Below are 26,578 nucleotides of genomic sequence, written 5' to 3' on the forward strand. Positions count from 1 at the left end.
ATGAATTTGTCCGATGATGATGGCCTCAGTTTTTTCCCGAGTTAGCAAGCGAGGTCAATAAGCACAGGCCAGTAGCGAGTGAAATTCAGTAATTTTAAAAGGGAGCGCAAGAATTACATAAAATGAATAGCAGAAAGATTATATTTTAGCTGAGCCAACAAACAAATTCGTATCATTTTCCCTTAAAGAATTTACGATTGATTGGGGAGGCATTTTGTCGGTAAAAAACGTGTTTATTTCCGATACATGTGAAATGGGCATCATTGCTTCAGAATTAAACTTTGAATGATCGGCCGCTACAAATTTGATACTACAAACCTCCATAGCGTGGCGCGAAAGCTGAGCATCACGATAATCGTAGTCTAATAAATGCCCCTCGTCAGTGATTGAGCCTATGCCAAAAATACCATAAGCAACTCTATTTTTGTTTAAAAATTCTAGGGCTGAGTCCCCTGTAATGGCCTTATCTCTTGAGCGGAGCTGTCCTCCCGGTATCAATATTGTGAAATCTGGATTCTGGCTCAAAATTAGTGCCACTCCAATATGATTAGTTATCACAGTCAGGCCTTCATGGCTCAATAAGCCTTCGGCCACTGCCTCCATAGTTGTGCCTATGTCAATAAAGAGTGATGCACCGTTAGAGATTTGCGATGCAATGGCAGCGCCAATTACGTTTTTAGCTCCCACATTTTCAATTTCTCGACTAGAATAAGAGAGGCTTTTTGTTCCTGGTAACGTTCCTACGCCTCCATGATGCCTCTTCAAAACAGCTTGATTGTCCAGGTATATAATGTCGCGTCGCACAGTCTGAGCAGATACACCGAATTGCCTAGTAAGAGTTTCTATGGATGCATAGCCATGCTCACGAACAAAATCGATGATCTTGTAGTGTCTTACATTGAGATTAATATCTTTTAAGTTAAGCATGAGGATTATTTCATTTCATCAAAAGCTTCGAGCCATTTAAACAAGACAAGGTTTTCTACTAAGGTTTAGTCGAACAACATTTACAACTCACTTTGTAGCGTCTCCTGGAACTAAACTCTCTACGCTTTCTATTATATAAGTAGGCTCAATTTCTATATCTTTAATGTTTTTTTCCTTAGTTACTCCGGAAAGCACTAATGCTGTATCAATTGAGGAGTTAATACCCATTTGAATATCTGTTTCCGGACGATCGCCGACTACAATACATTCCGCTTCAGCATCAAGACATTTGGACATTAGATAGTCAATTGTGTGACGAGATGGCTTTCCGACATTCACTTCACAAAGTTTACCTGTACATGCTTCTATTGCAGCCACGATTGCGCCTGCATCGGGTTGGCCGCCGTTCTTAAGAGGCCGATATTTATCTCCGTTAGTAGCAAAAAATCTTGCACCATTTTGAATAGCATCAAAAGCGTGTTGAAGTTTTTGATAATTAAAGCTTCGATCAAAGCTTACGATCACAGCATCTACGTTGCTGTCGCTATTAGTAATATCATATCCGTTATGTATTAAGTCATTGCACAAAGCAGTTTCTCCAATAACGAGTAAACGTCCGTTTGGAATATTCTCATTTAAAAAATTTATAAGGACCATAGAAGAATTAATGACATCATCATTTTCAGTAGGCACCCCTAATGAAGTTAATTTTTGTGCATAGCTTGCAGCTGTCGATGTCGAATTGTTGCTGATAAAGACAACACGTTTATTTTGGCTCTTTAGAAATTTTATAGCTTTTGCAGCACCTAAAATTAGACTGTCACCTAGCAAGACTGTTCCATCTAGATCCAGTAAATATGCGTCGTAAAGCCTGCTGACACTGTCAGTCATCTGTGAAAATTTTAGTGATGGTTTATTGGCATAACTATTTTTCATTTATCACGCCATTTTTGGGTTCGAATAATTAAACTTTTTGAGCCAATGGCATACAGAAGCCTTACGGCTCCACACGTGTATGCGATCATCATTGCCATGGCCGCCGCCATTGCTAATTCGCCTTGATCATCCATGTTGAGAACGGCAATAGATGCCAATCTTGTATTAGCCGAATATAAAAAAATTACCGCGGAAACAGTTGTCATAGCATTTAAGAATAAGTAAACGGAAATATCTAAAATTGCTGGTATGCAAATAGGTAGTGTTATCTTTTGAAATGATCGAAAGAAGGGTGTTTTGAGAGATGCCGAAACTGACTCAAACTCTGGATCCATTTGCTTTAGCGCAGTTGTCGCGGTTAGGTGAGATACCGTGTAGAAATGAGTGATTGTTGAAATAACTAAAATTCCCATCGTTCCATAAACAAAATTCAAAGGATTATTTGGGTTATTGAAAAAGAAGATATAGGCTAAACCTAACGCCATTCCTGGCACAGCGAGAGGGACCATCGCGATGGCATGAAAAGTATTGCGTCCAAACTGAAAACCTCGCCCTTTTTCAACTAGATATGCGCCAAAAAATATTACGATGGAGCCAATAAGAGCGGTGTATACTGATAGTTTTATTGAATTAAAGTATGAGCCCCAGCCTCCTCCCTCAACCAGATCGAAATTAAAATTTTCGAGGGTAAATGAGAGGTTATAAGGCCAAAAAGTTATAAGAGATGCGTATTGTGCCATACCAATCATGCAGATAATCAAAAATGCAACAAATGAACAAAACACCAACATGGTATAATCTAGGGCATTGTTGTTTTTCGGTGCAAAAGGAACCGCACTTGAAGATAGCAGAGCTACCTGTTTTCGCTGCACGAACCTATCTACAGAGAAGGCAATAATCGCAGGAGTTAGTAGAACAACTGCTACTACGGCACCCATTTGAAAGTTTTGCTGTCCAATTACTTGCTTATAAATATCTGTTGCTAAAACATTATAGCTTCCGCCAATAACCTTGGGTACGCCAAAGTCAGTAAAAATGAGAGTAAAAACGACAAAGCCAGCGCTGATAAGTCCAAATTTACAGCTAGGAATTGTAACCATAAAAAAGGTTTTTAACTTTGATGTTCGAAGTGCTGTAGCAGCCTCATACAATCTTGCGTCTGTAATTGAGAGCGCCGTTATTATGATCATTAAAGCATGGGGAAATACCCAATAAACAGATCCAAGTACGATCCCTATGGGGCCGAAAATAGGTTCACCCATTAGGAAGCTTTTCGCAACACCTTGGTTCCCAAACCAATAGACTAAAGAAATTCCACTTAACATCGATGGCGTTAATAAGGGAACAATCGCTACAATTTTAAAAAACCATTTAAATGGCATTTTAGTCCTTGTCAGTGCATAAGCGTAGGCGAACGCGATTGTTAAAACTATGAAAGTACCAATCACCGAAATCAAAAAACTGTTGAATGCTGATTGAAAAAGGGCAGGAGTCGAGAAATAATCTTGATAATTTGAAAGCCCAACAAAATCACCTGCTTTATTTTCAAGGCTTTTTGAAAGCATGGAATAAAGAGGAAGAACTATTGCAACCGCCAAAAATAGTCCAATAAGACACATGCAGACCCGCATCGTTCTGTCATCACGACTACTCTTCTGTTTTACAACTGAGGTGTTTTCAATGTTAAGGGTCATTATAGTTCTTCTTATATTCTCAGTAAATTTTGATAAATTGTTGTGGTAAACTTACTTTAAGTTTTGAGCCCACTTCTAAGTCGAGAAGTCGTATGATGCTTTTTGAAAAATCAGCTAAGAGAATATCAGTTTTTAGATCAAAAAGTCCTAGTTTTACTCGGTAAAAAGAACCTAGAAATTCAAGGCTCAAAACTTCGACTTGAAGCACATTTTGATCACCATCGCTAACGTTTCTAGCGTTAACATCCTCAGGTCGTATAGACGCCATAGCTGATGATCCAATTGGCAAGCCTTCAGTCCGACATGCCAAGACGACATCGCCAACTTTTACGCGGTCTTTTGAAGTGATGATTGAAGGTAAAAAATTAGTCGTACCAACAAAGTCAGCGACAAATTTGGTCTTAGGAGAGCTGTAAATTTCTTCCGGCGTGCCAACTTGTTCGATGACACCGTTATCCATGACGACAATTCGATCTGCCATGGTTAAAGCTTCTTCTTGGTCATGGGTTACCATGATAGTTGTAACGGCGAGCTTGCGTTGCAATTCTTTTATTTCATGTCTTAAGTGGCTTCGGACTTTAGCGTCTAATGCACTTAGCGGTTCATCAAGCAGTAACAAACCAGGGGAAGTCGCCATGGCGCGAGCTAATGCCACGCGCTGTTGTTGCCCTCCCGATAATTGAGACGGAAATTTATCACTTTGGTCTATCAAGCCAACCAAACCTAGCAACTCATCTACGCGGTTTTTTATATGCAAGGACTTTGCGCCCAAGTTCTCAAGTCCGACTGATACATTTTTCGCTATGGTGAGATTGGGAAAAAGCGCATACGATTGAAAAACGATGCCAAAGTCACGTTCTGAGGGTGGTAAAGATGAAATGTCTTTTCCGCCTTGGCTAATAGTCCCGTAAGTCTGTATGTCGAGGCCAGCAATGGCTCTGAGTAATGTTGTTTTGCCACATCCGGATGGACCCAAAAAACAAACAAATTCATTCTCAATAATATCTAAAGAAATATCTTTTAAGGCGGTAAATTTACCAAAATTTTTGGTAAGGCCTCGAACCTTTAAATACGTCTGATCTATTTTATTACTCATTGTTTTTCATTTTCAATATTTGGAAATAAGTGAGCCCTCCGATCAAGCAGGTAATAGCTGGATCGGAGAGCGGGACGTATGTTCGTGGCCTGAATTATTTTTTCGGCTCAGATTTTGTGTCGTAACGAGACTGCCATTCCTTCAAGATTGTTACCCGATTGCTTGCGGCGTATTCGAAATCATTATCAATCATTGCATCGAGAAACCCGGTCGGCATATTTTTAACCGGCTTTGCTACACCAGGATAAGCTACAACTGCGTACGCATTGTTATACATTTCACTGGCTTGGCGAGACGCGACAAAATCCATCAACAGTTTAGCTTCATCTAAATGCTTTGTGCCTTTCATGATCATTGCGGTTTCCATATCCCAACCCACGCCTTCGCTAGGAAGAATAATTTCAATCGGCGCCCCTTTATTCTTCAATTTTGCGCCGCGCGACATAAAGGATACGCCAATTGTAACTTCCCCCGCAGCAGCTTGACGACAGGGTTTAGATCCGGAGTGAGTATACCAGTTTACATTTTCATGGAGACTATCCATGTACGCCCAACCGCCTTCTTCGCCAAACATCTGCAACCAGCTTGTTACATCGAGAAAGCCAGTGCCGGAAGAATTGGGGTTTGGCATAACAACATGGCCCGAATATATTGGTTTTGTTAAATCTACCCAAGATGCAGGCATTGGAAGATTATTTTTCTCCAGTTCCACTGTATTGACACACATCGCTGCTATCCAAGCGTCCATGCCAATCCAATGTGGTGGATTTGCTTTATCAACGAATTTAGAATCAAGCTTTTCTACCCCTGCAGGGGCATATGGGTGAGTCATTCCTTCAGCCTTAAGTAACATCAAACTAGTGGCGGCAAGACCCCAGACAAAATCTGCTTGAGGGTTTTCTTTCTCTGCAAGTAATCTGGCAGTCTGTATTCCGGCGGAGTCACGAATCCAATTTAATTTGATGTCTGGATGCAACTCATTAAATGCAGAAACATATTTTTTGAAACTATCTGCTTCAACTGAAGTATACACCGTAAGTTCCGTAGCAGTTGCCGCCGACATCATGACTGAAGTTGCCGCAGCTGTTAACGTGCTAATTTTTCTTATATTTTTTAATAATTTCATTTTTCACTCCCACTTTTTGTTTTCGACACTGAACGAAAAAATATCAGTCTGCCCCAATTCCCACTTGAGAAAAAGTTGACATGTACAGATGTTTTATCATCATATTTCTTAAAAATATATAAAAAATTTACCATAAATGTAATAAATATTACAAATTATGTAAATTAACTAACATTAATACTTTTGTACTGGGAAAAGTGAAATGTTTTTAGGCACATGGGCATGTCATCGTGTAAGAAGAAAAGCAGAGGTCTCCATGCTCCGAAGGTTTGGATTTTGAGCACTATAAGTAAGTGAAAACCTCTCGGTATAATCGTGTATTTTTTTGAGAAGCTTAACCTTCGTAACTTTAACGAAATAGGCTCATTGATTCTTGGGGCGAGTGCGCTTGTATTAGTTGCTAAATGATAGCCCGTTAACTATATGAATGAACGGTAAGTAGCCGAGCATGAAGTTGCGTTTTGCCATTTGGTCAAGACACAGTGCTTCCTACACATCAAACGAAATAGTAAAAACACACCTTTGCACACACCTCATAAATTATTATATAACATATTGTAATTGAGTGTTAATCTAACGCCATCGCTGCTGAAAATCCTCGTGTCGGTGGTTCAAATCCGCCCCCGGGCACCATATTTCAAAACGATATCAATGATTTAGCTTTTACTGATAAACGTTAAGCGTGTGTTTTTCAAAAGCACACCAAACACACACTTTTTTGCGTGTTTGTGGGGCGTGATTGCAGGCTTAAACACTGTGTCTGGACCCTAATGAATGAACAGAGTCGTTGGTCCTAACATTTTGCCTAATCAAAAACGCAGTTTGGTATACTTGTAGATGTTTTGATCCTTAATAATGAAATTGAAACGAGCAAGTTGCGTCCTGCTCGCTCTTTTTCTTCTAATTTGTGGGTGTGAACGTGTATACTGTGCCGTTTTCACCCGCTTGGATAGTTGTTTTTCCAATCCAGCTCGCTCCAACATATGCGGCCCATTTTCCAGTTGCTGCTATACTTGTTATCATAGCCGAACCGTCTGGTTGAAACGCCCCAGTATTGAGCGTTACATCACCGTCTGGATCTACTGATCTGCATACAAACGTTCCGCCAATAGGCTGCGGTGTGGCTCCAAATGCGATGTATTGGTTGCATGTAGCGGTCGATGCTGCTGGAAACCCTTCTGGTGGATTGTCCCAGATCCATACATCCTGTGTAGTCTGCATAACTAGACCGCCAGTCTTTCCCTCCATGACATGAGTATCAATTGTAACTCCAGTTCCATGTCCGCCTAAGCTTCCATGTCCACCTGCAAATACCAACGCAGGAAAGCATGTTAATAGTGCCGCAGTAGCTAAATTTTTCATGTTCCAACTCCCTATTTGAACAAACCAAGCCCACCCCTTATCCAAGAAGTCGTCAATATTTACGTTGCGGGAATTTGATCTCGCCATAGCCCAGTTGATAAAGATGCCCTTTAATTGAGCAAAGTAGATATTGAGGTCAAAGATTAGGTAAACGCCCTCAGTGTGTTATTGTAGGCATGAGAGGCGCATCGGTGTTCGAAGTCGCTTGAGTTAGCTGCTGATTGTAAAAGTGTGTTTCCGCCATTAAATGCAACCACTGTGTTTTAACCCTGTTGGGAGAACAAAGTCTTTTTAGTGTCTCAGACCTCCGAGATGCAAATAGCTCTCATTATTCATCAGGTAGACCATCGTATGAATATTGTTTTTTCGATAAATCACCAGCCCACAGATAGACTGACATAAAGGCGGACTGTTCAGTTTTAGTTGCATGGGGTAACATAGATGGGTGATATGATCGCCCTCCAACGCCTGCTAACTGGTAGGCCTGCGCGCCACGCTTCCAAAGGCAATTACCCGCGAGCATTATATATATTTCTTCAGCAGGATGTGTTCGGATGCCATATTCTGAATGTGGGAGCATTCCATACAGGCCTATCCGTACTTTATTTGAATGCACTAAGCCATCAGGCCCAAGAAGCTCTACATGCGCTTTGAAAATACTATGTTGCTTATATAATCTACTATTTGAGGTTTCTGGTGGAGCCCAGTCAAAGGGGATCTCTAGGATCAAGGAACAAATGGGATGAGCGTACTCATACTGCATCGTATTGATGAAGTCTGATGCCAAAGGTTTTCCTGACCCTAAAACGAGTGGTGTATGCGCATTTGCAATCAGTTCTTGCGAGGCGAATCTTTCAATCTCTTGATTTCCGTTGAATACTTCAGCTAATTTTAGAAAGAGATTTTTGTTGGCCAACTTTGCATGTCCTGTGATTGGAGACAGCTATAAAATCTATGCGTTTAAGATTTTGATGTATTTTATTTATGCATCGTTTTCTTGCGTTCACGGGTGACACGCGTTGCTTCAACCGTTCCGTCATTGAACGTTCCAAACCATCTATCCCAAGGCATTTCTTGATTGCCATAGTTGCATTCGTAATATCGGTGATGCAGTTGGTGATAGAACGTCCCTAACGCTAATCGGCGTTTGTCTTTAATCAGCAGACCTTCATAACCAGTATGGGTTATAGCGGCACCAGGCCCTTGGTAAATAATATGGAAAATCAAGTGTATTGGGTGGCTGGCAACAAACCAGTGAATGCATAGGGATGACAGATAAAGAAAATGCTCAACTGGATGCATGGATAATCCAGACCATGGGCCAATGTTGACGTTGCGATGATGTAGAGAGTGCACTTTTCTGTAAAGGAGCGGGACATGTAACAACCTGTGCACCCAATAAAAATGAAAGGCCGACCATATTGGGAGCAGCAAAAATGCCAGAAGAAACCAAATAGGATTTGAGCTGAGCGTTACGGTAGGCGCATATCCATTGGCCATCATCCACATTGTAACCACTTGAAAGGCGGTTAGTTGAATAACGCCTGAGCCAAGCGACCAAAACATATTGTCTTTAACCTGATCAGAGAAATTCCAAAGTTTGTTGTTTTTGCCTTGGTCGCGACGGTCAAATTTAAGGTTCTTGTTTTGTTTATTGTACTTGATGAACCAAAGATGCAGCCCTCCGGCAATACTGCTTAATAGGGCAAGGTTGATTATCCAAACCTGGGCTATCCAGCCAGAAGAAAATTCCTTAGCGGCTTCCAAATCTGGATAGACCCAAATCCACAGTAAAATGGCGAGCAGCAACATCAGAACACGTTCGGATAGGTTTAACCAGTTGGTCCGGAGCCAGTTTGCTGCGAAGTTTGGATCTGGTGGCCATTTGAATATAGAATTATCAGCTAGCGGTAACTCTGGATGATAATTCCAGTTTGAATTTGATGGGGTTTTGGAAGGTTCTGTCATCATACTCTCCGCGATCGGCAATACTCAGCGTAAGCATCCAATCCTTGCGCGCGCCAATTTAAACGACATCCGAATTGTGAAAAAACGACTAGTATAAAAACGTGGTCTTTTTAAAGCCTGAGCAGTACGGCACGCTTTTGATTGTTATTAACGATAAAATGAATTGCTCAAACTTACGTATGATCTAGAGACAACATATGGCTTGGTCTCTCATGTCTCGCATTTATCCAAACCTATCCGGGCTCGCCTTGGGAATGTGGAGGGATTAGAAAACAGTGTGGGATACTGTTTGCCCGACACATAGTATAATGAGCGGTTTAACGGGACATTGCGAAAAGAAGCGCTTAACGCTGAATGGGTCCACACCACAAGACAAGCCCAGATCGCCATCAATGTTTGGCTTAGGCAATAAAACCGTATCAGGCCATATCACGCATTGAACATGAAACCACCAGTACCAGAAACCTTATTAGAGAATATAAAAATTAGTAGTACTGAGAAATGATGCTATACAAGTTATTGTTTTTTAAACATTTCACTTTTATTTTCAATCTACTAAATTTTTAGTTTGACAGTTATATTTCCATAATATTACGATATCATTATCCGGCAAAGACCGGTTAAAAATTTTTCGGGAGGATATACTATGCGTAAGTATTTACTCTCTGCAACGGCGGCTTTGGCTGTCATTGCAGGGCATGGGACTGCTATTGCCGATCAGGCAGCAGCCCAGAAATGGATTAACCAAGAATTCCAGCCATCGACCTTGTCAAAGGATGAGCAAATGGCCGAAATGAATTGGTTTATTGAAGCGTCAAAGCCTTATAGTGGCATGGAAGTAAATGTTTTATCCGAGGGCATTCCAACCCATGGATATGAAAGCGAAGTGCTGACCAAGGCGTTCGAAGAGATTACTGGAATTAAGGTGAATCACCAGATTCTGGGCGAAGGTGAAGTGGTGCAAGCGGTGCAAACGCAGATGCAAACGCAGCGCAACCTTTATGATGGGTATGTGAACGATTCTGATTTGATTGGAACCCATTCACGTTTGCAATTGGCGTATAACCTAACGGAACAAATGGCCGGCGATTGGGCTGCAACAACATCGCCCACGCTTGATCTAGACGATTTTATGGGCATTCAATTCACAACAGGTCCCGATGGCAACCTGTATCAATTGCCTGACCAGCAATTTGCCAACTTGTACTGGTTCCGCAAGGATTGGTTTGACGATGCCGACAACAAGGCGGCGTTTAAAGCAAAATATGGGTATGAGCTGGGTGTTCCAGTAAACTGGTCTGCTTATGAAGACATTGCCGATTTCTTTTCAAATGATGTGAAAGAAGTGGATGGCGTCGCTATTTATGGCCATATGGATTACGGTAAACGTGCGCCAGATCTTGGTTGGCGGATGACGGATGCGTGGCTGTCAATGGCTGGTACCGGTTCCAAAGGTGAGCCGAACGGTGTGCCAATTGATGAATGGGGCATTCGCATGGAAGCGGGATCGTGTAACCCTGCCGGCGCCTCTGTCTCACGTGGCGGGGCGGCAAACGGCCCAGCGGCGGTATATGCAATCCGCAAATGGGATGAGTGGCTGCGCAATTATGCCCCTCCCGGTGCCGCATCCTACGATTTCTACCAATCTTTGCCAGCCTTGGCCCAAGGCAATGTGGCCCAGCAGATTTTCTGGTATACAGCGTTTACGGCAGATATGGTGAAGCCGCAGTCAGAGGGCAACAACACGGTTGATAGCGACGGCAACCCCTTATGGCGGATGGCACCTTCACCGCATGGTCCATATTGGGAAAAAGGCCAAAAGGTTGGCTATCAAGATGTGGGATCTTGGACATTCTTAAAATCCACCCCATCTGAGCGTGCGCAAGCGGCCTGGCTTTACGCGCAATTCGTGACGTCAAAAACTATCGATGTGAAAAAATCACATGTCGGTCTGACATTTACGCGCGACAGTTCGGTCAACCATGCCTCGTTCACCGAGCGTGCTCCAAAACTGGGGGGCTTAGTCGAATTCTATCGCTCACCTGATCGCGTCGCTTGGTCACCCACTGGGATCAACGTTCCTGATTATCCAAAGCTGGCCCAAATTTGGTGGCAGCAAATCGGAGATGTGAATTCAGGTGCGTTTACGCCACAGCAAGCGATGGATCGCTTGGCCGAAGAAATGGATATCACCATGGCACGGATGCAAGCTGCGGATGAAGCTGCCAATGTCTATGGCGGATGTGGTCCTCGTTTGAATGAGGAGCAAGATCCATCTGTATGGTTGGGTAAAGGCGGCGCGAAAGCGAAGCTCGACAACGAAAAACCACAAGGTCAGACGGTAAACTATGATGAACTTGTAGCCCGTTGGAATAAGTAACAAAGTTTGGCCCTATCCAAATGGGGCCAATTCAGGCCAGAGCTGTTGCCAAGCTCTGGCCGTTTCATAATGATACACCGATATTGAATGTAGAAAGATAACCAATGACCTTAGAGCTGAGAGGGGCGAGTAAAGTGATCCGCGGGATCACGCATGTCAAACCAACATCGCTGCTTTTTGAACCGGGTCACTTTAACGTACTTCTGGGTCAAACAGGCTCTGGAAAGACCTCGATGATCAAATTGATGGCGGGTTTGGACCCTTTGGCAACGGGTCAAATATTGATGAATGGAGAAGATGTTTCAAAGCTGTCAACGCAAAAGCGAAATATCAGTTTGGTGCATGAGTTTTTTGTGAATTACCCCCATATGACCGTTTTCGACAATATCGCATCTCCGCTGCGCGTAGCGGGTATGGCCAAGTCAGAAATCGCCGGGCGTGTGGAAGAGGCTGCGGATATTTTACAGCTGCGCCCAATGTTGGCACGACGCCCCCATGAATTAAGCGGAGGCCAACAACAGCGCTGCGCTTTGGCGCGCGCCATTGCCAAGGAAAGCCGCACGGTGTTTTTAGACGAACCGCTTGCAAATCTGGATTATAAGTTGCGCGAAGAACTGCGCGAACAATTGCCTGAATTATTCGCGGGGCGCGGAGCCGTGGTGGTATATGCGACTTCTGAGCCGGAAGAGGCGTTGCTGTTGGGCGGAAAGACGGTGCTTATGGATGACGGGGTTACAACCCAATTCGGTCCGACGGCTGACATTTACCGGTCCCCGCAAAGCCTTGCCGCAGCTCGGGTCTTTTCCGACCCTCCAATCAACACAGCCATTATTGTTAAAAAAGGCGCTTTGGCGCAAATCGATAATGGGCCCAGTTGGCCGCTAAGCGGAGACGCGGCCGTTTTGCCAGATGGTACTTACACAATGGCAATTCGCCCCCACCACGTTACCCCTACGGCCCAAAATGCGCAAAGCATCGCCGTTCCAGGGCGCGTTTTGGTAACAGAATTATCCGGCTCGGATTCCAGTGCGCATTTCCAAATGGGCGCAGATAGCTGGGTGTCTCTTGCCCATGGCGTCTACCGTTATAATGTGGGGCAGGAGCATGAATTTTTCATGGATGTCAGCCAAGCATTTTACTTCGACCCGGATGGGAGGTTTGTTGCCTGATGGCCAAAATAACGCTGTCTAAATTGCGCCATTCTTATTTGCCTCACCCTGCAAATATTCAGGATTATGCGCTCAAAGAAATCGACCTTGATTGGCAAGATGGTGGCGCCTATGCGCTGTTGGGGCCGTCGGGATGCGGAAAATCTACCTTGCTGAATATTATTTCGGGGTTGTTAAAACCTTCATCGGGGCGCATTTTATTCGATGATCGCGATGTTACCGATCTTCCACCTGATCAACGCAATATCGCCCAGGTTTTCCAATTCCCAGTCATTTATGACACGATGACGGTGCGCGAAAACTTTGCTTTTCCGCTGCGCAATCGCGGCGTCGATGAAGACAAAATCGCCAGCCGGGTGGTGCAAATTGCCGCCTTGTTAGAGGTTGAAGACATGCTCGATATCCGGGCATCAAATCTATCTCCCGATAATAAGCAAAAAGTATCTATGGGGCGCGGGTTGGTGCGCGAAGATGTGAATGTGGTGATGTTTGATGAGCCTCTGACCGTCATTGACCCTCATTTGAAGTGGAAATTACGGTCCAAACTTAAAGAACTGCATCAGCGGGTTGGGGCTACGATGATTTATGTCACGCATGATCAGACAGAAGCTTTGACCTTTGCCGATCAAGTGGTGGTGATGCAAGAGGGCGAGGTTGTACAAATCGGCACCCCAGTGGAATTATTCGAACGTCCACAGCATGTTTTCGTAGGGCATTTCATCGGATCTCCGGGCATGAATATCCTGCCGGTTACGCTGAAAAATGGCGAGGTACTTTTTGAAAATCATGTGATGGCGTTGGAAGGACCTGTAATTGGATCAGGCGGCCAGCTTCAATTGGGAATACGTCCGGAATTTATTTCCTTTGCCGAGAACGGCATTCCGGGCCAAGTTTATAAAGTTTCTGATGTTGGGCGGCATTCTATCGTGGAAGTTGTTGTAGGTTCCAGTCACATCAAAGCCGTCGGTGCAGGTCAGATGCCCGCGAAAGGCGATTGGGTGAATTTGGCATTTCGTCAAGATCACACGCGGCTTTATCGGGATGGATGGATCGCAACGGAGGCACAAACATGAAAACTGAAAATCAGAAAGCATGGTTTTTCGTTTTGCCTGTTTTGTTGTTGGTTGCCTTTAACGCGTTGGTTCCAATCATGACGGTTGTGAATTATTCGGTGCAAGAAACCTTTGGAAACAACGTGTTTTTTTGGCAGGGGGTGGATTGGTTTGAACAAATCCTGCGCTCTGAGCGTTTTCAAGCCGCGTTGGGTCGGCAATTCTTATTCACAGCCTCAATTTTAATTATTGAAGTGCCTTTGGGCATTATCATTGCACTTTCTATGCCGCGCCATGGGATCTGGGTTTCGGTTTGCTTGGTCATGATGGCGTTGCCGATGTTGATCCCATGGAATGTGGTTGGGGCCATGTGGAATATTTTTACCCTGCCTGAAATCGGTCTTTTGGGATATTTGATGAACAATGTTTTGGGCATCACTTACGATATGACACAAAATCCCTTTGCGGCTTGGGTGACCATTATTGTGATGGATGTTTGGCATTGGACCTCGCTTGTGGTGCTTTTATCTTATGCTGGGTTGGTCTCTATTCCCGACGCCTATTATCAAGCGGCTAAAATTGATGCCGCATCACCCTGGAAAGTGTTTCGCTATATTCAATTGCCGAAAATGAAGACGGTGCTGACCATCGCCATTCTTCTGCGCTTCATGGACAGCTTCAATATTTATACGGAACCTTTCGTCTTAACCGGTGGTGGTCCTGGCAATTCAACCACCTTGCTGTCGATTGATTTGGTGAAAATAGCGCTTGGTCAGTTTGATCTGGGCCCTGCGGCGGCAATGTCTTTAATATATTTCGCCATCACCTTGTTGGTGAGCTGGCTGTTCTACACTTTGATGACAAAGGATGATCGAAAATGAGAAAACGGTCATTAATTCCGATTATCTATATTCTGTTTCTGATGTTGCCTATTTATTGGTTGGTGGCGATGAGCTTTAAAACCACGGGCGAGATTCTATCTGGGTTTAGCCTGTTCCCGCAAACATTTACCTTTGACAATTACCGCGTCATTTTCACCGATCCAACTTGGTATTGGGGCTATTATAATTCGATCCTGTATGTATCGCTCAATACAGTTATTTCCGTCAGCGTGGCGCTGCCTGCGGCCTATGCTTTTTCGCGCTATCGGTTCTTAGGCGACAAACAATTGTTTTTCTGGTTGCTGACAAATCGTATGGCTCCGGCGGCTGTATTCGCCCTACCATTTTTTCAGCTTTATTCCTCGGTTGGTTTATTTGACACCCATTTGGCCGTTGCGCTGGCGCATTGCTTGTTCAACATCCCCTTAGCGGTTTGGATTTTAGAAGGCTTTATGGGGGGGGTTCCCAAAGAGCTAGATGAAACCGCCTATGTTGATGGGTATTCTTTTCCAAGGTTTTTCATCTCTATCTTTTTGCCAACGATCAAAGCTGGAGTCGGCGTTGCAGCCTTTTTTTGCTTTATGTTTTCATGGGTCGAGCTTTTATTGGCTAAAACGCTGACTGCAGTTGCGGCAAAGCCTATTGCGGCAACGATGACCAAAACGGCTTCTTCTGCCGGATATGAATTGGGTTTGCTGGCTGCCGCCGGAACGCTGACCATTATTCCGGGGGCAATCGTTATCTATTTTGTACGCAATTACATAGCTAAGGGTTTTGCCCTGGGAAGGGTGTGATGTTTCGCTTTATTTCATTCCTATTCTTGGTTTTGCCATTGAATCAAGCGCTCGCCACTGGTTGGGGAAAAGTGGCGGCAAAAAAAGAAGAGGTTGGATTTTCTTGGACGGCCGCGTTATGGCCAGATTTTTGGATGGCCTGGACACCGGCTACATTTCTGCTGTTTTGCGGAATCTTCTCAGCGATGGCAGTAATCACCGTTTTGGAAATACGTCGACCGGGTGGCGATGAGCGGCGCGGTGTGTTGGGTTTAACGACCACGCGCGGTGATAGATTGTTTATTTCGTTATTGGGGGCAGCTTATATCTTTTTGGCGTGGCTTGGCGTGATGGGGCAACCATTATGGTGGCCAGTGGCGATCAGTATTGGGTGGATGGTTTTCTGCTTTTGGAAAGTGTGAAATTTCACTTTGGAATTAATGATGCTTCGTGTTTACTGATATGGTAAGCACGGCAAACATAGCCCGAGGACCAAATTTAATGAGAGAGAAGAAAAAACATGAATTTCTGACTGAAGTTGAGTTGGAATTTATGAGTAAGCTTTGGACCTTAGGGGAAGCCACTGTGCGCGATGTGCTGGACAAACTGCCGAATGAGCGTGGTTTGGCCTATACATCCGCAGCAACAATACTTCGGATTTTAGAGCAAAAAGAATTTGTTACCAGCCGCAAAGAAGGCAAAAGCCATGTTTATCAACCGGCTTTGGCAAAACAGGCTTATCAAGCGCGCTCGCTAAAAGATCTGTCCACCAAATTGTTTGACGATGCGCCTGCCTCTTTGGTTGCACGTTTGGTGAATGACGATTCTCTGACAGAAGAAGCCTTGTCTCAAATCCGTGAACTTGTGGATAAGAGGTTAAAAAATGATATCGATTAGTGCAATTTTAGATGTTTTTATCACATTAAATATTTTGATTTTAGTAGCATTTTCCGGGTGGTGGATCTGTCGCTATCTATTACGATCCTTTGGCTTACAGCATGCTTATCGAAGCCATTTGAAACTTTTGAACGCTTTATTCTTGGCCATTCTTATTTCCCCTGCTTTGATTTTAATGTTGAATGCTTTGCAAACACACGGGTTTACCGCGCATTTAAAGTTCAATCTGTCGGATCAAGTTGTCTCGCATTATTTAAGCGGTGGATTTGATATGAAAGCGTCCGATCTAGAGCGTCTTTTGGCAGTCCGGGGCGCTGTAACCGAAAATGTAGCAAATGCTGCTGGATGGGGCGCGTCAAGCATAATTGCCGTATTTCTATTGGGGGGTGTGATATCTGTTGGGAGGCTAATTTTTTCAGCATTTTGTCTCTACAGAATAGTGCGTCAAAGCCACGCTTGGCGTAAGTTGGGGCGGGTAAAAATCGGTTTATCTGACCGGATATTGGTGCCTTTCTCAACGCGTGGTTTGCGAAATTACTATATTGTGATCCCGTCCCATATGCTTGGCCAAAAGGATGAGATGAAAGTATCTTTGGCGCATGAGCTGCAGCATTTGCGGCAAGGCGATATCGAATGGGAGATTTTACTCGAAGTTTTAAAGCCAATCTTTTTTTGGAACCCGGCTTATCACGCCTGGAAGCGGCAAGTGGAACATTTGCGCGAATTAAGCTGTGACAGCGAAGTGCTAAAAAAAGGTCGGGTTGATATCGTTTCTTATTGCGAAACTTTGCTATCCGTTTGCCAAAGAACCCTACGCAAAGATCGAAGCTTTTTGATCGCGTTTCCAAAGGTCACCTTGGTGACAGCAGATCGCTTGTCTTGGCGAGAAGGTAGAAAAAGCTTTTTAGAACAGCGGGTCGTGTCGCTTCTTCATGCCAATCATATGCGGCGCCCGCGTATTTTGACTCTCTGTTTCATTGTGCCGCTTGTGGCATCTGTGCTGTTATGCGCAGTGGCGATCCAGCGTTCAGGTGATTGGAGCCAAGATCGGCTCATGCTATCCACAATCGTTAATTTAGAGCGGTTAGATCAAATAAATTCTCAAGCAAGCACGCTGGGTGCTTGGAATTAGGCGGCGCCCGTTAGCGTTAAGATAGACGCTTGGAAATGCACGGAACACAAACAGGCCGGAAACCCGGCCAAGAAGCTTGACGCAGCTGAAACAATGCAGTTTGCTTGATAATTCTTTAACGTTTTCTAGGAAAACCCTCCGGACATTTTTTAGATTCATCCATATTGCCTACACTCATATCTCTCTTCTTTAACAAGAGAGAAGACATAGTATATACCAATCACGCTGATATAAGCGGGATACACACGCATTCTCCACCTGTCGGTCGTCAAGGGTTTCGGAATTCTGAGGGGCTTTCGTAAAGGAGGCTCTGGATCGGCTACTGTTTGAGCACAAGCAATACCATAGATGGAGCAGAGCCTCTTTTAAATCAGGCAGCTCTCTGCCTCACATAAAAAAAGATGAGCAGTCGCCCTATCTCAACCAATCATGGATGAAAAGATTGGGAAACTTCTGCAGAACCTTCAGAGCATAGAAGGTAAGTTGAAAGACATCACAGGTTAGGAAGAAGCCGTTTCTAATCTGCTATCATATATAGACCTTCATGATTTAGAAGGTGATCTTGTATTTAGAGAATTGGTTTCTGAAATTTCTGCGAGGCAAAAGGGAAACATACGAGGCGACCGAAGGGAGGCCTCTTTGCATGAATATGCTGCTAAAATGGCAATAACAAAAATTCACGATGCATATGCGGAATAGTTTTAACCGCCCCACAGCAGAACTGGGTGTTCAACTTGCAATTAAAGCGGTTAGGATGATCTCTAGAGTAACGCAGTATTCGGCCAAGCAATTTTAGACCGAGAGGGGTTTTTCGATGTCAGAACACAACGGCGGATGTCTGTGTGGTGATCTCAGATATAAAGTGATGGGAACCCCTGAGATCGGTGCCGTGTGCCATTGTCGATATTGTCAACTTCGAACGGGATCAGCATTTGGTACGCTTGCGTATTTTAAAGATGAAAACTTCAAAATCACCGCAGGTAAAGCTAAGGAATACACTTTTACGAGCGAAAGTGGTACGCAGTGGGAAACATTCTTTTGCGATACCTGCGCGACAACTGTCTTTATCAAATTAGAAGTAAGACAGGGATTAATCGGGGTAACTGCAGGCACGCTTGATCCACCCACATTTTGGTTTGAGTTAGACAGAGAAGCATTTATGCGTTCCAAAGCAACTTTCGTGGGAGACATAAATGCAAAAGAGACCCATGAAACAATTGCATATTACGCTCCAAAAATTGATGAACCCAAACGCAGAAAAGGTGGTTAGATGACCCATACTGGAAAATGTTATTGTGGAGATATTCGGTTTGAGTTTGAGGATCCGATACAATCTCAATTGCTCTGCCATTGCAGAGAATGCCGCTATCTTTCGGGCGGTGAAGCAAATGCCTCTATCGTAATTTTGGAAGAGACGTTTCGTGTCACAAAGGGTGAACTGAAAACATTCTCAAGGCGTGATTTAGACTCCCCGCGGATCAGATATTTTTGCGGAAATTGTGGTACGCATATCTGTGTCAAAAGCCCTCCTCGACCGGGCATGTTGGTTTTGAAAATTGGCACATTGGACGATCACTCTTGGTTTAGTCCTAAGGCAGCAATTTTTTGCATTGATCAACAGCCGTATCACATCATACCCAAAGATGTTCCAAGTTTTGAAAAAACGCCGCCACCCAAGTGATAATATTTACTGGAGAAGAAATTATTTCTGATGAAATTTAAATAGTTTCTGCGCGTGAATTTACGCACAATCTACGCGTTCAAAATCCACATTGCCTGCGTGATAAACCAATTCCAGATCCGCGCCATCTAACAAAACCGTCTCTGACCTATTCTTGTGAATGAATTTGTTGCAAGCTGCGTCAAAGTCGTTTTTTAAGCGATGTTTGTGGATCTTTTATTCGTTTGCAACATACCCTTTGAGATCACTGCAGATTTCTTTGAGGCAAATCTAACATATAAGGTGTACCCAAATCCTGAATTTAGGTAAAGAAAATGCGGCGCAACATGTCTAATGTTTGAATGCTCTATCGCTAAAGTTACCATCACTGATCACTCAACATTTATCATTAACCCGTCAGACTATTGATAAAGGCAATTCCTTGCGCTGATTGGTTCTGCTCTTATTGCCTCTGGCAATCAGAAATATACCCAGAGGCACAAATAACGAAGCTCACCTTTAAGGTATCTGAATTTTTTTCTGAAGGAATATTGAGCCTTTCTTCCTACCATTTTTAATTTGAAAAGGCAGAGGCTTACGCACAGGGGAGCCCCGTTTATCGTCACCCCTCTTGCTCGTTTCGCCAGACTGATTTCGGATCTTTGGAATACCGTTGAGAGTGCAGTAGTAAAGCTCTTGCATTGCAAAATTTGGATATGAAATTGGATGGCTCTATACCGATTGGGAAACGACTTTTTCGACCCTTGGCGGCGTCTATCCGTTCGAAATCGAAACCCTTATGGAAAGACAATCTTTGGGCACCCCACTCTTGCACGCAATCTTCCGCAAAGAGGCCAAGGCCATTCGGCTCGCGCTTTTCGGGAACCGGCTTGCCCTGCGTTTTGATTCCGATCGCTTCATTGCCATTCTTGGGTATTTGGGGGCAAAACGCAGCTGTGGCCAATTCACATAAGCAGGTGCACTCTATCTTGATAGCTCAAATGGAATGATCACGCCTGAACGCTTTTAAGCGACCTTGTCCAGAGGTTCACGGCCGTTGAAGAATTCTATCAGATTTTGAACCACTCTATTTCCCATCTCGTTTCGGGTCTCGATTGAGGCACTGCCCAAATGGGGAAGTACGACTAAATTATCGCATTGTAATAAATGGGATGAAATCTTTGGTTCGCCCTGATACACGTCCAAGCCGGCGCCGCCGATACACCCAAACATAAGCGATTGCGCGAGCGCATATTCATCGATCACCTCTCCTCTGGCCGTATTTATTAAAAAAGCGTCTGGTTTCATCAATTCGAGCCTGCGGTTATTCATCAAATGGCGATTTTCAGCGCCGCCCGGACAATGCAGGGACACAAAATCGCTTTGCGGCAATAAATCATCAAGCGTCGCAACTTGCGTGGCATTATACCGTTTGAGAATTGCCTGTTTTACCGCAGAGCGATTATGCACCACGATCTTCATCCCAAAGCCATGATGGGCGCGCTGCGCCATCGCCTGTCCGATGCGGCCAAACCCGACAATTCCCAATGTTTTTCCTGTCACTTTAGCCCCCATCATATGCGTGGGGCGCCAACCTGACCAATTACCAGAGCGGATTTCACGCTCGCCCTCGCCGGCCCGCCGCGCAACCATCAACAAAAGCGTCATCGCCAAGTCTGCGGTGCAATCCGACAAAACATCGGGGGTATTCGTGACGGTTATTCCCAATTTCTGCGTCGCATGGGTATCAATATGGCTATAGCCAACACCGTAATTTGCTAATATTTTTGTGCGCGCCTGTGCCATATCCAGCACTTCGGGGCCCAATTTATCGGTGACCGTTGGCAAAATTGCATCAAAATCCGAAAACGCCTGACGAAAATCGGTTGCGTTAAGGGGGGTGTCTGAGCGGTTGAATACAGCGTCAAATTCCTCCGATAATTTGCTTTCGATTGCCGATGGCCAACGCCGCGTTACCAAAACGCGTGGTTTTTTATTCATGATTAAGGCTCCACTCATCACGCGACCTCTTTCAAAACGTCTGCGATTGTATCACCGATGACCGCGGGATTAGGAGCAACGGTAACGCCCGCCGCAGATAGGATTTCAACTTTTTCACTTGCGCTTTCGCCAAAGGCCGAGATTATCGCGCCAGCATGGCCCATCGTGCGCCCTTTCGGCGCGGTTAAACCCGCCACATATGCCACGACTGGTTTTTTCACATGGTCGCGGATATAGGCCGCTGCTTCGGCTTCTTGTGGCCCACCTATTTCGCCGATCATGCAAATGATATGCGTGTCATCATCTTCCTCAAAGCGCTGTAATAGATCTTTAAATGAAGATCCGTTAATCGGATCCCCGCCGATCCCAACCGATGTAGATACTCCTACACCATGGGCTTTCAGCTGTGCCGCAGCCTCATATCCAAGGGTGCCAGAGCGACCGATGATGCCAACATGACCCGGCAAGTAGATATGGCCGGGCATGATCCCCAATAAAGCCTTGCCAGGGCTGATTGTGCCCGCGCAATTTGGCCCCGTCAGGACCATCCGCCGATCTTTGGGATATCGATACATATACCGTTTGACCTGAATCATATCCTGAGCAGGGATGCCATCGGTGATGCAAACGCAGTATTTAATGCCAGCATCTGCGGCTTCCATAATACTGTCAGCGGCAAAGGGGGGGGGCACAAAGACCAAACTGGCTTTTGCATCTGTCTGCGCAACGGCTTCTTCTACGGTGTCAAAAACCGGCAGTCCCTCAACGGTTTGGCCACCTTTTCCGGGCACGACACCCGCCACCACATTGGTGCCATAGGCCAGCATATCGGCCGTATGAAATCGTGCCATTTTTCCGGTAATGCCCTGAACGATGACGCGGGTATCTTGGTCAATAAGAATACTCATGTGACGGCCCTCAATTTTTTTATATCCGAATTGCCGCTTTTCCAAGCGGCAACAGAACGTTCGGCAGCCTCATTCAAAGTTGTTGCGCGAATGATCGGGAGCCCCGATTTTGCAAGTATTTTTTGCCCTGCTTCAACGTTTGTTCCTGCCAATCTTACAATCACAGGCACGTTTACACTGACTTGCCGTAAGGCTTGCACAACGCCTTCTGCGACCCAGTCGCAGCGGTTGATACCAGCGAATATATTCACCAGCACTGCCTGAACATTGCTATCTGATAAGACCAGTCGAAAGGCTTTGGTCACCCGTTCGGGTGTAGCGCCTCCACCAATATCTAGGAAATTCGCCGGCTCACCCCCCGCCAATTTAATGGTATCCATCGTGGCCATGGCCAAACCTGCGCCATTGACGATGCAGCCGATATTCCCTTCAAGCCCCACATAGCTTAAGCCGCGATCTGCTGCTCGGCTTTCGCGGGGGTCCTCTTGGCTTTTGTCCCGTAATTCGCTGATATTTGGATGACGAAAGAGGGCATTGTCATCAAAGGTCATCTTCGCATCCAAGGCTAAAATGCGATTATCCCCCGTAATCACCAAAGGGTTTATTTCGACCATTGTCGCGTCATATTCCCGAAAGGCCCGATAAGCGCCTTTTAGGGTGCGCACCATGCTCTGCGTCAGTGCCGGATCGATCCCCAATTTAAAAGCGATTTGTCGGCATTGAAAATCCTGCAAACCAACGGCAGGCTCTACAGTCGCCCGCACGATACTGTCTGGCCGTTCCGCGGAAATATCTTCGATTTCCATACCGCCCTCTGCAGATGCAACGATCATGACCCGCTGGGAGGTGCGATCCAAAACGAAGCCCAGATAAATCTCTCGTTCGATGGGCACTGCCGCTTCGACATAGACGCGGTAAATGCCTTTGCCCTCGGCGCCCGTTTGGTGCGTAACAAGCTTATGTCCGAACAAAGATTCACAGATTGTGAAGATCTCATTATCGCTGCGGCAAAGCTTTACGCCACCGGCTTTTCCGCGACCGCCCGCATGTATCTGAGCTTTCACAACCCAACACTCGCCCCCCAATTCGCGGGCGCGATAGGCGGCTTGCTCTGGGCTATATGCCAAAGCGCCCGGCGGTATCTCCACGCCGAAATTAGCCAAGATTTCTTTCGCCTGGTATTCGTGGATATCCATGATCTTTTCCTTAAGACTGGAGCAGCAGAGTGGGGGGATTATTCGGCGGCGACCGCTGGCTTATAGGATGCATCCAGCGCCGCCATCACGCGCGCATCGTTTACCTCTCCACCCAAATCCCGGATTGCCTGCGCGAAACGCAACACGATATCGGTTACTGCGGATTGGGAGAGTAGGTTTAAAATGCCAATACGCACTTGCACTGGCTCAGAAAGCGTGGGCCAAATTCCAAAATTTTGCGCCCGGCAATGTTGCACAAGCTCCATTTCGCGCCCTGCCAAAGCCTTTGGCAGGTTTAACACAACCAAGGATGTCATATTCGAGGTCACCTCGCAGCCCATCGCTTCAACCGCGATACGCAACGCAGCTTCATGATAGGCATATTCCTGTGCACGGGCCGTTAAACCTTGGTTCAGCGTAATCCGAAGCGCTTCATGAAACGCGGCCACGGCATAAGCGGAATGGGTGCGATGATAGGTACCTTTTTCAACATCTTTTCCCTCTATAATCGCCCAGTGACGGGCTTCCATAACTGGATGATGTACAAAGGTGCGCGTGCCGCTGGTATTGAGCGTTTCGATGAACCGGTCCGAGAACGAGACAGGTGCATAGGTTAAGGGCAAACATGACAGACCTTTTTGCGGACAAGACGCCCATCCATGGATGCCCGGATAATCATCAATCCGGAACGCGCCAACCCCCAAAGATGACACCGCATCTACAAGGCCCAAAACGTTATATTTTTCGCAGGCTGCGCTGAACCCTTCAAGATCATTGATCCGCCCAGATCCGGTTTCCCAATGCGCCATCGCCGCCCATTTGGGTTTATGTTCTTGCAATGCCGCTTCAATCACATCGCCGCTTACTGAGGCTCCATGCTCGATTGTTACCACAATCACGGATGCCGCTTGGGGGTCTAGCGGGTTTTGCGCAAGCTCTTCGGCGGTTGCGGCGCGCATTCGCGCCGTCAATCCGTCAATCCCTGAAAAGGTGCCATTTACGAATATCACCACTTTGTCGCCCGGCTGTACGCCGCTGAACATCATGTCAAGGCCGCTCCATCCGGTTCCGGCAACGCCGAAGGTATGCACGTTTTGCGTTCCCCAGACCTGACGCAACATTCGTTTACATTCGACCATTCCGCGCAACACATCCGCGTGCATATGGTCAGCAAGACCGGCGCCCGCATAGGCGGCAAGTACGCGCTCGTCGGTATTTCCTGGCCCGGGCCCCGCTGCGATTGTATTTGGAATTTCTAACTTCGTGAAGATTTGGGTCTCTAACATGATGCCTCCTAAAGAACCGATTCTCATTGCGTCGACGACAATGTATTTTGTTTGACAATGGAAACAAACATCAGTACTTCCTGCCTTTGGACATCTAATAGTATTGGAAATTACCCACCCATAATGGTGGTAATAGGGTCAAAACTTTGTTTTGAGCGCCAAACGGGTGGTAAATTCAGGTGAGAGAAGCCTATGTTGACTGAAAAAGAGCTGCCAATCGATATAATGATTGCGGATGGAAACCCGTTGGTTCTTTCCGCCATGTCGGAAGTTTTCGAAGATGATGACCGCTTTTCTTTGGTGGCAACCAGCGGTACATCAGAAAGCTTTCTGGCGGTGATTTTGCGGATAGATGTGCAGATTTGCGTGATTGACTGGACCATTCGGGATTTAGGAGCCGCAAAACTCATTGATGTTTTGCGCAGCCAAAACGTGCCTCCGCGGATTTTGATCTATGGCGATGATAAAGACAGTGATATTCCGCGGCAAGCAATGGCGGCAGGGGCCGCCGCGTTCGTTTCAAGATCGGCACCGATAGACGCGCTGGTGCAAACATGCATTGAAGTTGCGGCGGGCAAAATGGTGTTTCCGTTCCTGGATATTCGAGAACTGCGCAACGATCCGATCACCACTTTATCCCGCAAGGAAAGGCTTATTCTTGACTCGCTTGCAGAGGGTTTGACAAATAAGCAACTTGCCAGCCGATTGGAACTTTCGATCAACACCGTTAAATTTCACATGTCGAATATTTTTGACAAATTGGGTGTGAACAATCGCGCGCAGGCGATCGCACATTACTATGTGTCTCGATCTAAAATAGACGAATAGTTTTCAAAACCTAGCCAAAGTGGATTGATAAATTTTTAATTGACAGGGTAATTTTTTTACATTTACTGGGCATTAATTGCAATAATATTTCACAACAAAAGGGTTCAAACCATGTCTTTCTTTCCTGTTGAACAAGCTCCGGCGCGGCTGAATCGATCTGAACTGGCTGTGCCCGGGTCGCAAGCTCAAATGTTTGAAAAAGCGGCAAAATCTGATGTAGATGTTATCTTTCTTGACCTCGAAGATGCGGTGGCTCCGGATGAAAAAGAGCAGGCGCGTAAAAATATTATTGTAGCCTTAAATGAGATTGATTGGGGGCATAAAACGATGTCAATCCGGATCAACGGATTAGACACGCATTACATGTATCGCGATGTGGTAGACATTGTTGAGCAAGCTGGCGAACGGTTGGATTTGATTATGATTCCAAAAGTTGGAACGGCTGCAGATGTCTATGCGGTTGATATGATGGTCACGCAGATTGAAGATGCGAAAGGCTATAAAAAACGCATTGGATTTGAGCATATAATCGAAACGGCTTTGGGCATGCAAAACGTATCCGAAATCGCAGCCGCCTCAAAACGCAATGAAAGCCTGCATTTTGGCGTGGCGGATTACGCCGCCTCGACGCGCGCGCGCACCACCATAATTGGGGGTGTTAATCCGGATTACTCGGTTCTTACTGACCCGGCAGAGGACGGATCACGCTATGTGCATTGGGGTGATATGTGGCATTATGCTTTGGCGCGCATGGTGGTTGCTGCCCGCGCAAATGGCTTGCGCCCGATTGATGGTCCGTTTGGCGATTTTCAAGATCCGGACGGCTATCGGGCGGCTGCAAAACGGGCCGCTGTTTTGGGGTGCGAAGGCAAATGGGCGATTCATCCAAGTCAGATCGCACTGGCCAATGAAGTTATGAGTCCCTCTCAAGCAGAGATCACCCGCGCCAATCGAATATTGGATGCTATGGCCGAAGCTGAGGCCAGTGGAAAAGGCGCGGTTTCCCTTGATGGTCGCCTGATCGATTATGCTTCGATCCGTCAGGCGGAAGTCTTGGTTGAAAAAGCCAAACAGATAGCCGCAGGCTAAGGCGCAAAATCGGCATAGACGCGCAAGACCTGGCATGCAGTGCCAGCCTTGAGGCTGCGCGGCGAGAGCGGTTATGAGAGCGTTCGGATCGAGAGACGTATAGGGCGGTTGGCCTTTAGGAATTGAGGATCACAACGGCCCGCGGTGGCCGGTTTTCCGAAGGCTTTCGTGCTATAAAATCTGCGCTTAGCCCTGCCTCAAGGCCCGCTGGCGCCGA

General features: G+C 45.7%; 25 protein-coding genes. 13 read left to right on the top strand and 12 right to left on the bottom strand.

Annotated elements, in window-relative coordinates:
• Positions 1-138: 138 nt before the first annotated feature.
• The 8 genes from UM181_09190 to UM181_09225 form a co-directional block, all read right to left on the bottom strand.
• Entirely contained in the window at positions 139-927 is a 789-nt protein-coding gene (locus UM181_09190) for a DeoR/GlpR family DNA-binding transcription regulator (GenBank protein WQC61512.1), read from the bottom strand.
• A gap of 87 nt (positions 928-1,014) precedes the next feature.
• Positions 1,015-1,863, bottom strand: coding sequence for an HAD-IIA family hydrolase (locus UM181_09195; protein ID WQC61513.1), 849 nt, complete (start codon positions 1,861-1,863; stop codon positions 1,015-1,017).
• Positions 1,860-3,557, bottom strand: coding sequence for a putative 2-aminoethylphosphonate ABC transporter permease subunit (locus UM181_09200; protein WQC61514.1), 1,698 nt, complete (start codon positions 3,555-3,557; stop codon positions 1,860-1,862). Before UM181_09200 ends, UM181_09195 begins: the two co-directional genes overlap by 4 nt.
• Before the next feature lie 19 nt (positions 3,558-3,576).
• A complete protein-coding gene (locus UM181_09205; GenBank protein WQC61515.1) occupies positions 3,577-4,653 on the bottom strand; it encodes a putative 2-aminoethylphosphonate ABC transporter ATP-binding protein in 1,077 nt (358 codons plus the stop codon).
• A gap of 94 nt (positions 4,654-4,747) precedes the next feature.
• A complete protein-coding gene (locus tag UM181_09210; protein ID WQC61516.1) occupies positions 4,748-5,779 on the bottom strand; it encodes a putative 2-aminoethylphosphonate ABC transporter substrate-binding protein in 1,032 nt (343 codons plus the stop codon).
• 900 nt (positions 5,780-6,679) lie between these two features.
• Positions 6,680-7,141, bottom strand: a complete 462-nt coding sequence (locus UM181_09215) for a hypothetical protein (GenBank protein WQC61517.1) — start codon at positions 7,139-7,141, stop codon at positions 6,680-6,682.
• A 328-nt stretch (positions 7,142-7,469) separates the two neighbouring features.
• The gene (locus tag UM181_09220) at positions 7,470-8,057 is read right to left on the bottom strand and encodes a dimethylsulfonioproprionate lyase family protein (protein ID WQC61518.1); all 588 of its coding nucleotides are present in this window, start codon (positions 8,055-8,057) and stop codon (positions 7,470-7,472) included.
• Positions 8,058-8,119: 62 nt separating this feature from the next.
• Entirely contained in the window at positions 8,120-9,109 is a 990-nt protein-coding gene (locus UM181_09225; protein WQC61519.1) for a sterol desaturase family protein, read from the bottom strand.
• A 646-nt stretch (positions 9,110-9,755) separates the two neighbouring features.
• Here UM181_09225 and UM181_09230 point away from each other — a divergent pair.
• The 11 genes from UM181_09230 to UM181_09280 all read left to right on the top strand — a co-directional run bounded on the left by UM181_09230 (position 9,756) and on the right by UM181_09280 (position 20,026).
• Positions 9,756-11,489, top strand: a complete 1,734-nt coding sequence (locus UM181_09230; protein ID WQC61520.1) for an ABC transporter substrate-binding protein — start codon at positions 9,756-9,758, stop codon at positions 11,487-11,489.
• Positions 11,490-11,593: 104 nt separating this feature from the next.
• A complete protein-coding gene (locus UM181_09235) occupies positions 11,594-12,658 on the top strand; it encodes an ABC transporter ATP-binding protein (GenBank protein ID WQC61521.1) in 1,065 nt (354 codons plus the stop codon).
• On the top strand, positions 12,658-13,731 hold the full coding sequence (locus tag UM181_09240) for an ABC transporter ATP-binding protein (GenBank protein WQC61522.1): 1,074 nt from the start codon (positions 12,658-12,660) through the stop codon (positions 13,729-13,731). Before UM181_09235 ends, UM181_09240 begins: the two co-directional genes overlap by 1 nt.
• Positions 13,728-14,591, top strand: a complete 864-nt coding sequence (locus tag UM181_09245) for a sugar ABC transporter permease (GenBank protein ID WQC61523.1) — start codon at positions 13,728-13,730, stop codon at positions 14,589-14,591. Before UM181_09240 ends, UM181_09245 begins: the two co-directional genes overlap by 4 nt.
• Entirely contained in the window at positions 14,588-15,385 is a 798-nt protein-coding gene (locus UM181_09250; protein WQC61524.1) for a carbohydrate ABC transporter permease, read from the top strand. Before UM181_09245 ends, UM181_09250 begins: the two co-directional genes overlap by 4 nt.
• A gap of 134 nt (positions 15,386-15,519) precedes the next feature.
• Complete coding sequence (locus UM181_09255) at positions 15,520-15,786, top strand: DUF2160 domain-containing protein (protein ID WQC64726.1); 267 nt, start codon at positions 15,520-15,522, stop codon at positions 15,784-15,786.
• Between the two features lie 79 nt (positions 15,787-15,865).
• Positions 15,866-16,261, top strand: coding sequence for a BlaI/MecI/CopY family transcriptional regulator (locus tag UM181_09260; protein WQC61525.1), 396 nt, complete (start codon positions 15,866-15,868; stop codon positions 16,259-16,261).
• The gene (locus UM181_09265; GenBank protein ID WQC61526.1) at positions 16,248-17,393 is read left to right on the top strand and encodes a M56 family metallopeptidase; all 1,146 of its coding nucleotides are present in this window, start codon (positions 16,248-16,250) and stop codon (positions 17,391-17,393) included. Before UM181_09260 ends, UM181_09265 begins: the two co-directional genes overlap by 14 nt.
• A gap of 814 nt (positions 17,394-18,207) precedes the next feature.
• Positions 18,208-18,663, top strand: coding sequence for a GFA family protein (locus UM181_09270; protein ID WQC61527.1), 456 nt, complete (start codon positions 18,208-18,210; stop codon positions 18,661-18,663).
• Complete coding sequence (locus tag UM181_09275) at positions 18,664-19,074, top strand: GFA family protein (GenBank protein WQC61528.1); 411 nt, start codon at positions 18,664-18,666, stop codon at positions 19,072-19,074. It begins immediately after the preceding gene.
• 778 nt (positions 19,075-19,852) lie between these two features.
• Entirely contained in the window at positions 19,853-20,026 is a 174-nt protein-coding gene (locus UM181_09280) for a hypothetical protein (protein WQC61529.1), read from the top strand.
• Between the two features lie 53 nt (positions 20,027-20,079).
• On the opposite strand, the gene UM181_09285 is transcribed toward UM181_09280, so the two are convergent.
• Genes UM181_09285 through UM181_09300 form a run of 4 tightly spaced genes read right to left on the bottom strand, consistent with a single transcriptional unit; the run spans position 20,080 to position 24,444 of the window.
• Positions 20,080-21,054, bottom strand: coding sequence for a D-glycerate dehydrogenase (locus UM181_09285; protein ID WQC61530.1), 975 nt, complete (start codon positions 21,052-21,054; stop codon positions 20,080-20,082).
• A 17-nt stretch (positions 21,055-21,071) separates the two neighbouring features.
• Entirely contained in the window at positions 21,072-21,962 is an 891-nt protein-coding gene (gene sucD, locus UM181_09290; protein ID WQC61531.1) for a succinate--CoA ligase subunit alpha, read from the bottom strand.
• Positions 21,959-23,158: a malate--CoA ligase subunit beta gene (locus tag UM181_09295; protein WQC61532.1), complete on the bottom strand. Its 1,200-nt coding sequence runs from the start codon at positions 23,156-23,158 to the stop codon at positions 21,959-21,961. The genes sucD and UM181_09295 overlap by 4 nt, the downstream gene beginning before the upstream one ends.
• Positions 23,159-23,196: 38 nt before the next feature.
• Positions 23,197-24,444, bottom strand: a complete 1,248-nt coding sequence (locus UM181_09300; GenBank protein ID WQC61533.1) for an aminotransferase — start codon at positions 24,442-24,444, stop codon at positions 23,197-23,199.
• A gap of 192 nt (positions 24,445-24,636) precedes the next feature.
• Here UM181_09300 and UM181_09305 point away from each other — a divergent pair, with 192 nt between their 5' ends.
• Both UM181_09305 and UM181_09310 read left to right on the top strand, forming a co-directional pair.
• Positions 24,637-25,272 (top strand): response regulator transcription factor, encoded by a 636-nt coding sequence (locus tag UM181_09305; GenBank protein ID WQC61534.1) that lies wholly within the window; start codon positions 24,637-24,639, stop codon positions 25,270-25,272.
• A gap of 111 nt (positions 25,273-25,383) precedes the next feature.
• Positions 25,384-26,361 carry a CoA ester lyase gene (locus UM181_09310; protein WQC61535.1) on the top strand — a complete coding sequence of 326 codons (978 nt, stop codon included), beginning with the start codon at positions 25,384-25,386 and terminating at the stop codon, positions 26,359-26,361.
• The last annotated feature ends 217 nt before the right edge of the window (positions 26,362-26,578 follow it).

The organism is Alphaproteobacteria bacterium US3C007 (assembly GCA_034423775.1).
Lineage (GTDB): Bacteria > Pseudomonadota > Alphaproteobacteria > Rhodobacterales > Rhodobacteraceae > Thalassovivens > Thalassovivens spotae.

What these genes read in the sequence shown, in the direction of transcription:
- UM181_09205 (WQC61515.1), bottom strand. Translation starts at nt 4,653, where the DNA reads ATGAGTAATAAAATAGATCAGACGTATTTAAAGGTTCGAGGCCTTACC.
- UM181_09275 (WQC61528.1), top strand. Translation starts at nt 18,664, where the DNA reads ATGACCCATACTGGAAAATGTTATTGTGGAGATATTCGGTTTGAGTTT.
- UM181_09195 (WQC61513.1), bottom strand. Translation starts at nt 1,863, where the DNA reads ATGAAAAATAGTTATGCCAATAAACCATCACTAAAATTTTCACAGATG.
- UM181_09295 (WQC61532.1), bottom strand. Translation starts at nt 23,158, where the DNA reads ATGGATATCCACGAATACCAGGCGAAAGAAATCTTGGCTAATTTCGGC.
- UM181_09230 (WQC61520.1), top strand. Translation starts at nt 9,756, where the DNA reads ATGCGTAAGTATTTACTCTCTGCAACGGCGGCTTTGGCTGTCATTGCA.
- UM181_09245 (WQC61523.1), top strand. Translation starts at nt 13,728, where the DNA reads ATGAAAACTGAAAATCAGAAAGCATGGTTTTTCGTTTTGCCTGTTTTG.
- UM181_09215 (WQC61517.1), bottom strand. Translation starts at nt 7,141, where the DNA reads ATGAAAAATTTAGCTACTGCGGCACTATTAACATGCTTTCCTGCGTTG.
- UM181_09305 (WQC61534.1), top strand. Translation starts at nt 24,637, where the DNA reads ATGTTGACTGAAAAAGAGCTGCCAATCGATATAATGATTGCGGATGGA.
- UM181_09285 (WQC61530.1), bottom strand. Translation starts at nt 21,054, where the DNA reads ATGAATAAAAAACCACGCGTTTTGGTAACGCGGCGTTGGCCATCGGCA.
- sucD (WQC61531.1), bottom strand. Translation starts at nt 21,962, where the DNA reads ATGAGTATTCTTATTGACCAAGATACCCGCGTCATCGTTCAGGGCATT.
- UM181_09190 (WQC61512.1), bottom strand. Translation starts at nt 927, where the DNA reads ATGCTTAACTTAAAAGATATTAATCTCAATGTAAGACACTACAAGATC.
- UM181_09260 (WQC61525.1), top strand. Translation starts at nt 15,866, where the DNA reads ATGAGAGAGAAGAAAAAACATGAATTTCTGACTGAAGTTGAGTTGGAA.
- UM181_09300 (WQC61533.1), bottom strand. Translation starts at nt 24,444, where the DNA reads ATGTTAGAGACCCAAATCTTCACGAAGTTAGAAATTCCAAATACAATC.
- UM181_09265 (WQC61526.1), top strand. Translation starts at nt 16,248, where the DNA reads ATGATATCGATTAGTGCAATTTTAGATGTTTTTATCACATTAAATATT.
- UM181_09235 (WQC61521.1), top strand. Translation starts at nt 11,594, where the DNA reads ATGACCTTAGAGCTGAGAGGGGCGAGTAAAGTGATCCGCGGGATCACG.
- UM181_09270 (WQC61527.1), top strand. Translation starts at nt 18,208, where the DNA reads ATGTCAGAACACAACGGCGGATGTCTGTGTGGTGATCTCAGATATAAA.
- UM181_09200 (WQC61514.1), bottom strand. Translation starts at nt 3,557, where the DNA reads ATGACCCTTAACATTGAAAACACCTCAGTTGTAAAACAGAAGAGTAGT.
- UM181_09280 (WQC61529.1), top strand. Translation starts at nt 19,853, where the DNA reads ATGGAAAGACAATCTTTGGGCACCCCACTCTTGCACGCAATCTTCCGC.
- UM181_09240 (WQC61522.1), top strand. Translation starts at nt 12,658, where the DNA reads ATGGCCAAAATAACGCTGTCTAAATTGCGCCATTCTTATTTGCCTCAC.
- UM181_09250 (WQC61524.1), top strand. Translation starts at nt 14,588, where the DNA reads ATGAGAAAACGGTCATTAATTCCGATTATCTATATTCTGTTTCTGATG.
- UM181_09310 (WQC61535.1), top strand. Translation starts at nt 25,384, where the DNA reads ATGTCTTTCTTTCCTGTTGAACAAGCTCCGGCGCGGCTGAATCGATCT.
- UM181_09225 (WQC61519.1), bottom strand. Translation starts at nt 9,109, where the DNA reads ATGACAGAACCTTCCAAAACCCCATCAAATTCAAACTGGAATTATCAT.
- UM181_09255 (WQC64726.1), top strand. Translation starts at nt 15,520, where the DNA reads ATGGCCTGGACACCGGCTACATTTCTGCTGTTTTGCGGAATCTTCTCA.
- UM181_09210 (WQC61516.1), bottom strand. Translation starts at nt 5,779, where the DNA reads ATGAAATTATTAAAAAATATAAGAAAAATTAGCACGTTAACAGCTGCG.